The 6,214-nt window shown below is 57.1% G+C and carries 6 protein-coding genes and 1 pseudogene; 6 read left to right on the forward strand and 1 reads right to left on the reverse strand.

What is annotated here, in order from left to right; genetic code table 11:
* Positions 1–26 precede the first annotated feature (26 nt).
* Together AC1XOS_RS02700 and AC1XOS_RS02705 are read left to right on the forward strand one after the other, a co-directional pair.
* Positions 27–1,325: a thymidine phosphorylase gene (locus AC1XOS_RS02700; RefSeq protein WP_481960676.1), complete on the forward strand. Its 1,299-nt coding sequence runs from the start codon at positions 27–29 to the stop codon at positions 1,323–1,325.
* An 87-nt stretch (positions 1,326–1,412) separates the two neighbouring features.
* The gene (locus tag AC1XOS_RS02705) at positions 1,413–2,357 is read left to right on the forward strand and encodes a DUF6777 domain-containing protein (RefSeq protein ID WP_481960677.1); all 945 of its coding nucleotides are present in this window, start codon (positions 1,413–1,415) and stop codon (positions 2,355–2,357) included.
* A gap of 4 nt (positions 2,358–2,361) precedes the next feature.
* On the opposite strand, the gene AC1XOS_RS02710 is transcribed toward AC1XOS_RS02705, so the two are convergent.
* A complete protein-coding gene (locus tag AC1XOS_RS02710) occupies positions 2,362–2,856 on the reverse strand; it encodes a VanZ family protein (protein ID WP_481960678.1) in 495 nt (164 codons plus the stop codon).
* Positions 2,857–2,922: 66 nt separating this feature from the next.
* Between AC1XOS_RS02710 and AC1XOS_RS02715 the strand changes: the two genes are divergently transcribed.
* The 4 genes and pseudogenes from AC1XOS_RS02715 to AC1XOS_RS02730 all read left to right on the forward strand — a co-directional run.
* Positions 2,923–4,254 carry a replication-associated recombination protein A gene (locus tag AC1XOS_RS02715; protein ID WP_481960679.1) on the forward strand — a complete coding sequence of 444 codons (1,332 nt, stop codon included), beginning with the start codon at positions 2,923–2,925 and terminating at the stop codon, positions 4,252–4,254.
* Positions 4,241–5,398: a tetratricopeptide repeat protein gene (locus AC1XOS_RS02720; protein WP_481960680.1), complete on the forward strand. Its 1,158-nt coding sequence runs from the start codon at positions 4,241–4,243 to the stop codon at positions 5,396–5,398. Before AC1XOS_RS02715 ends, AC1XOS_RS02720 begins: the two co-directional genes overlap by 14 nt.
* Before the next feature lie 17 nt (positions 5,399–5,415).
* Positions 5,416–5,928, forward strand: a complete 513-nt coding sequence (locus tag AC1XOS_RS02725; RefSeq protein ID WP_481960681.1) for a GtrA family protein — start codon at positions 5,416–5,418, stop codon at positions 5,926–5,928.
* Between the two features lie 74 nt (positions 5,929–6,002).
* Positions 6,003–6,214: pseudogene (locus tag AC1XOS_RS02730) on the forward strand (Rne/Rng family ribonuclease); the annotation flags it as partial.

A 6,214-nucleotide genomic window follows, 5' to 3' on the forward strand; every position in this document is an offset into this window, starting at 1 on the left:
CAATCGAGGAGAGGTATCCTAAAGGCATGCACATTCTGGAAATTATTGCAAAAAAGCGCGATGGGGCGGCGCTGAGTGCGGCAGAGATTACGTTTTTCGTGGATGGCTACACGAGAGGCGCTGTCCCAGACTACCAGGCAGCGGCACTCCTCATGGCGATCTATCTCCAGGGAATGGACGGCCAAGAGACGGCAGCGCTCACGGCGGCGATGGCGGGCTCAGGGCAGCAGCTTGATCTCTCAGACTTGCCGCAGGCACTGGACAAGCACTCGACGGGAGGAGTGGGCGATAAGACCAGCCTGATCGTGGTCCCGATTCTGGTAGCGGCGGGCGTGCCGGTCTGCAAGATGAGCGGGCGAGGACTGGGCCACACTGGTGGCACACTAGACAAGCTAGAGGCCATAGCGGGCCTTAGTGTTGCGCTCTCGCCAGAGCAGATGTTGGCGCAAGTCCACTCGGTCGGAGCGTGTCTCGCGGGCCAGACCGAGACTCTCGCACCTGCCGACAAAAAACTCTACGCCCTGCGCGATGCTACCGCGACGGTCGCTTGTCTGCCGCTGATTGTCTCCTCCATTCTCTCTAAAAAGCTGGCGGGCGGCGCACCCTCGTTTCTCTTTGATGTGAAAGTGGGCAGTGGGGCACTGATGAAAACACAAGTCGAAGCACTTGCTCTTGCCGAAGCACTGGTCGCGGGCTCGACTGCCAACGGACGACGAGCCGTCGCCTTGGTCACCGACATGAGCCAGCCACTCGGACGCACAATTGGCAATGCCCTGGAAGTCAAAGAGGCCCTAGAGCTACTAGTGAGCCCCGAGAGCGCTGAGCCTCGGCTTCTTGAGCTCTGCCTGCGGCTTGCTGCCGAAGGGATCTCACTGGCGCAGGGCAGCTCCGTCGAAGCGGGTCGGGAGAAAGCTGAGTCGTCTCTCAAGTCCGGAGCAGCGCGAGACAAATTCCAGGCGATTATCGCGGCGCAAGGAGGCAACTTAGCACTCGGCCTGCCGGAAGCCCCCACGGTGGTGCCAGTCACCACCTCTGTAGCGGGCACCATTCAGGCGATGGAAACCCAAGCCTTGGGAGAGCTTGTGGTTCGGCTCGGCGGGGGACGGGCAACGAAAGACGCTCAGATAGATCCTGCTGTGGGACTGGAGCTGCACGTTGCGGTTGGGCAGAGGGTGGAAGCTGGGCAGACACTGGCATTTGTCCACGCCCGCAACCCGGAAGCGGCGGAGCAGGCCGCGGCCACAGCCCGTGCGGCGATCTCAATGACTCCTGCGCCACAAGAGGCTCCACCACTAATTCATCAGATCGTAAAATTACGGGTTTAGCACCGCAAAAATACGGGTTTTTTTTGTGGAGCAATTACATGGCAAGCTTCCTGTGATAGTCTCCAGATACAAGGGACACTTATAGAGATGAACCGTAAACTTAACACTACCATTTTGGGACTCATGACTCTCGTGGCGAGTTTTTCTACCGAAAGTATTGCACGAGCACAAGGCAACGCACAAGCCCCTGAGGGTGTGGTCTTACCGGTATTTGTACCGCAGCGAATCGCGCCGGGCAGAGATCGTTTCTTAAATGACCCTGTACTCACCACCGAGGCGCTTGTTGAGGCACTAAAGACCCAACCAGCGTTCCGTCGTAATATCGCCAAGCACTTCAATCTTCCCGAAGATCGTGTGGTTGAGTTTGTTGAAGACGCACTAGTTCCTTACATTCTGCCGACAGATACGAGCGTGATGAACTATGGTGTGACCAAGTCGGGTCTGATCTATAGCAAGAAGATGAGCCTGAAGAAAGGCACCCGTGTCTGGGCGACTCGTGATGGCAAGCCAATTCTCAAGTGGAGCTGCTCCAATCCCTTGCTGCCCAAAGCCCCGGTGCTAAAAGAGAAGCCGAAAACAGCCCCGGTGGCGACCATGAGTCGCCCTCAGGGTCTTCAGCAAGTTGCTGCCAATATCATCGCTCCGGCGGGTATGGAAGCCCTAGAGGGTGGCGATCTCTCCCCCTTCGGTCCCGATGCTCCTGTGGCACCACCGATTGCACCGCCGATTAAAGTGGTAGAAGTCCCCAATATCCCAGATCCCGTTAAGCCCGTCGCGCCTCCCGTACCTCCTCAGTTTGTTCGGACAGGATTGCCGCTTCTGTCACTGGCGGGAGTGGCGGGGGCGGTGGTGCGCTCCGTGAAGGTTCCCGAGTCCACGGAGGAGGAAGTGCCCGTCGTGCTCGCCCCAGCGATGACGACGGCAATGGCGGCCAGTAGCCGAACTACTCATAATGCAGTACCAGAGCCTGGCACACTGATCTTCGCCGCTCTTGGACTTATTGGGTTGCCTCTGCTCTGTCGCAAGAAGTAGTCTCTTAGCTCTCCGGAACCGGCTCGCTTTCTCGTAAAGCGAGCCGGTTTTGTTTTTCGTGAAAGAGCTGCTCGCGCCACTGGCTTAGAATCGTCCCGAGCGAGACCCCAAAAGAGTCGTAGACCACATCCGCAGCCACTCCCCAGCGTGAGGGAATAAAGCTCTGGTGCCACTCGTCGCTGGCGGCGTATAAGATCCCCAGGAGCATCGTGAAAACCACATGGCGACTCCGAAAACGAGGGTGATCTGCCCGGATGGCTCGGTAGGCTAAGAGCGCCAGAATCAGATACTCCATCACATGGCTGGTCTTGCGGATATTGAAGTCCACGCGCTCCAGCTGGTTTGGGGTCAGCTGCGCGGCGAGGCTCGGTAAGTATTTTCGTAAGACACTGTGGACGAGGGGTTGGGTACGGGCAGCTGAGCCCGTGTCAGTAGACATAGCGAAAATTAAACTTAACCAAAGAACTAAAGGAAGGGTATAACGAGCGAAGCGACGCATTAAGAATAGTATATGCTAAAGTAGTTTAGACGAGCAAACTCAAGGGCATACTGCTATAGCTAAGGAATGAATCTCTTTACTCCCGACGAAACGGCTACTCCTACATTTTCTGCCGCTCCTCTCGCCGCACGAATGCGCCCCAGTGCTTTAGATGAGCTGATGGGACAGGAGCATCTGCTCTCCGTTGGGAAATCGCTACGGCAGGCAATTGAGCAAGATGAGCTTCGTTCCGCGATTTTTTGGGGGCCACCAGGCTGTGGAAAATCTACACTCGCATCGCTGATCGCCCGCACGACTCGCTCTCATTTTGAGAGTTTCTCTGCGGTTACCGGTGGGGTTGCCGATGTCCGTAAGCTGATTGAGCTGGCCAAAGAGCGGCGCAAAGCCTACAACCAGCGGACGCTGCTCTTTGTGGATGAGATCCATCGGTTTAACAAAGCCCAGCAGGATGCGTTCTTGCCTCATGTGGAAGATGGCACGATTGTTCTGATTGGAGCCACCACGGAGAACCCCTATTTTTCCGTCAATGCGCCCCTGCTTTCCCGGGCGCGCGTCTATCCGTTTCAGGCACTGGGCAACCATGAGATTGCTGCGCTACTCACACGAGCACTGACCGATCCAGAGCGCGGGCTCGGGGAGCGTGGTCTGGTACTGGAACCCCAAGCCCATGAGTATCTTGCGGCGGCGGCAAACGGCGATGCAAGGGCCGCTCTGGGAGCACTGGAGCTGGCCGCATCGCTCGCCAAGGGAGCAAGTATCACGCTGGCCGTCGCCGAAGAAGCCGTTGGGCAGCGCTCCCTTGGCTACGATAAGATGGGCGATACGCACTACGATATGGTCTCCGCCTTGATCAAGAGTATCCGAGGCTCCGACCCTGATGCTGCGATCTACTACCTCACGCGGATGCTGGAGGCGGGAGAAGATCCCCGGTTTCTGGCACGCCGCCTGGTGATCTTGGCCTCCGAAGATATTGGCTGTGCCGACCCGAGCGCCCTGCCTTTGGCAATGGCAGGCTTTCAGGCGACCGAGAGCATTGGGATGCCCGAGTGCGCGTTGAACTTGGCCCACGTCACCCTCTATCTCGCAGCGGCTCCCAAGTCCAATGCCTGCACAAAGGCGCTGGGTCGGGCTCGGGAAGATGTGCGAAATGCGGCATTTCCGGGGATTCCCAAGCCCCTGCGCGATAGCCATGCAAAAGGGGTTCGGGCGCTGGGACACGGGGAAGGCTATCTCTATCCCCATGACTATCCCGGTGGGTTTGTCAAGCAGAGCTACCTACCGGAAGGGCTCCCTTCACAGGGCGAGCCCTACTACCAGCCTACGGAAAATGGGGTTGAGGCAAAACTTAAGGCGCGACTGAGACGCCTCTGGGATGGTGATACTAATGAGAACACTTGAGGCGCTGGAGGCGATTCTGAAGTCCGCACAAGAGCCTCGTGCGCAGGTGGATGCTGCCAATACGCTGGCAGAGTACCTGGTTCGTGCGGATCTGGTGCGGTGTGGTTTGCTCGTTGAGGAGACTCTGGTAAAGGCACGCCAGCTCGGCTATCGTCTGGGGGAGGCAACCGCTCTTAGGCAACGCGCGGTCTGCAACCTGATCCAGTCAGATCTTGCGGCCGCCGACACGGACTATCAGGCCGCATTGGCACTGAGCCGCCAAGAGGGCTTTGGTGAGATTGAGGCGTCCTGTCTTCTCGGGCTGAGCACGCTCCGTCGTAAGGTGACCGACTACCCAGAGGCAATGAGTCTTCTCCTGGAGGCACATCGTTTGCGCCAGCAACAGGGCGATGTGCGCGGCGAAGTGGCGACCCTCAATAACCTGGGAGCGCTCTGTGTGGAGCTCGGCAGCTACGACCAAGCAACCGCTTTTCTGTTGCAGGGACTAAAGCTTTCTCGCGAGCACGCGCTTCCCGAGTACGAGATCTTCTGTCTCTCTAATTTTGCAGGGATTAAGCGTGAGGCGGGAGAGCTAGAAGGAGCAATCGAAGACCTCCAGATCTGCCTGGAGCGAGCACTGGAGCTGGAAAACCACTATGTTCGTCCGCATCTGCTCGCATCTTTGTGTGAGACGTATCTAAAGCAAGGTCAGATTGAGGAGGCGCTGCGAGTCAATGAAGAGGCACTCGCCCTTGCCAGCACAGGGACGGATCGTCAGGTTGAGCTCTCTCTCTTAGTCCATCTAGGAATTATCTGTGATGAGCTTGGGATGCCCGAAGCCGCTGAGGCCGCCTTTACGCGGGCTCTGGATCGGACAAAGCGCCTGGGCGATCTGGAGCGCCATTTGGAGGCACTCTGCCAAGCCGCCGCGTTCTACCAGCGTCAGCAGCGCAATACAGAGGCGCGGCAGGCGTTTCATGAAGCACGGGATCAGGCCCAGCTCGCCGGTGCACGACGACACCTTGCTCGGATTCTACGCGGCCTTGCGAGTCTGGAGCCCGAGAGCCTTGTTCACTATGAAAGCCAGGCGGAGGCAATCGAGGTAGAACTCAAGGAGCAGGCCCTGAAAAGCAACCAGCTCGCTCAGGAGGCACGGGGACTTTAGCCGTGTTATAATGCCCTGTGCTAGCGCTACTTCAACGACCCGGCATCAGGCAACTTATTAAGTTTTGCCTTGTTGGGATCTCTTCATTTGTGATTGATGCAGGCTTACTAAGCCTGTTACATTATCGTGTAGGACTACCTGTAGCGGTGGCCGGAACCCTCTCGTTCCTGTGTGCGGTAACCAATGGATATATCTGGAATAGCCGCTGGACATTCCGTGATCGTCAGGGAGATTCTAAGAAGCAGTACCCCAAGTTTCTTGCCACCAACGTGGTCGGCTGGGGGCTGAACCTGACGGTGATGACTCTGGCTATTGTGATGGCGATGCGGCTTGGTGTGATGCACACAGAGCGCTCCACAAATGAAATTATTCAAATCATTGCCACAGGAAAAGGCAAGAGTGAGTTTAGCCCGGTCGTGTTGATTGGAGCAAAGGTTGTGGCTGCAGTGGTTGTGGTCACGTGGAACTTTACGGCGGCACGGCTGTGGACGTTTAAAGCGTCTGAGGCCAGTGTGGCTGAGCCCGCCTGAAGAGATTTGGGCATTTTTAGAAATTTGAGTCAGGAACGAGGCAGTGTCGCTGTTGGTTCTGGCAGGAGACTGTTTTGAAGGAAATCATCGTCAATAGTGACGCACGAGAGACGCGCGTTGCTGTCCGCGAAGACGGACAACTGATTGAGTTGCATATTGAGCGTGATGAGCGCGTGGTGGGAAGCATCTACAAGGGCCGGGTAGACAATATCGTGGCTGGGATTGATGCCGCTTTTGTGGACATTGGGCTAGATCGGAACGCCTTTCTCTACGCCGGAGATATTAT

It is taken from the genome of Armatimonas sp., assembly GCF_964826245.1.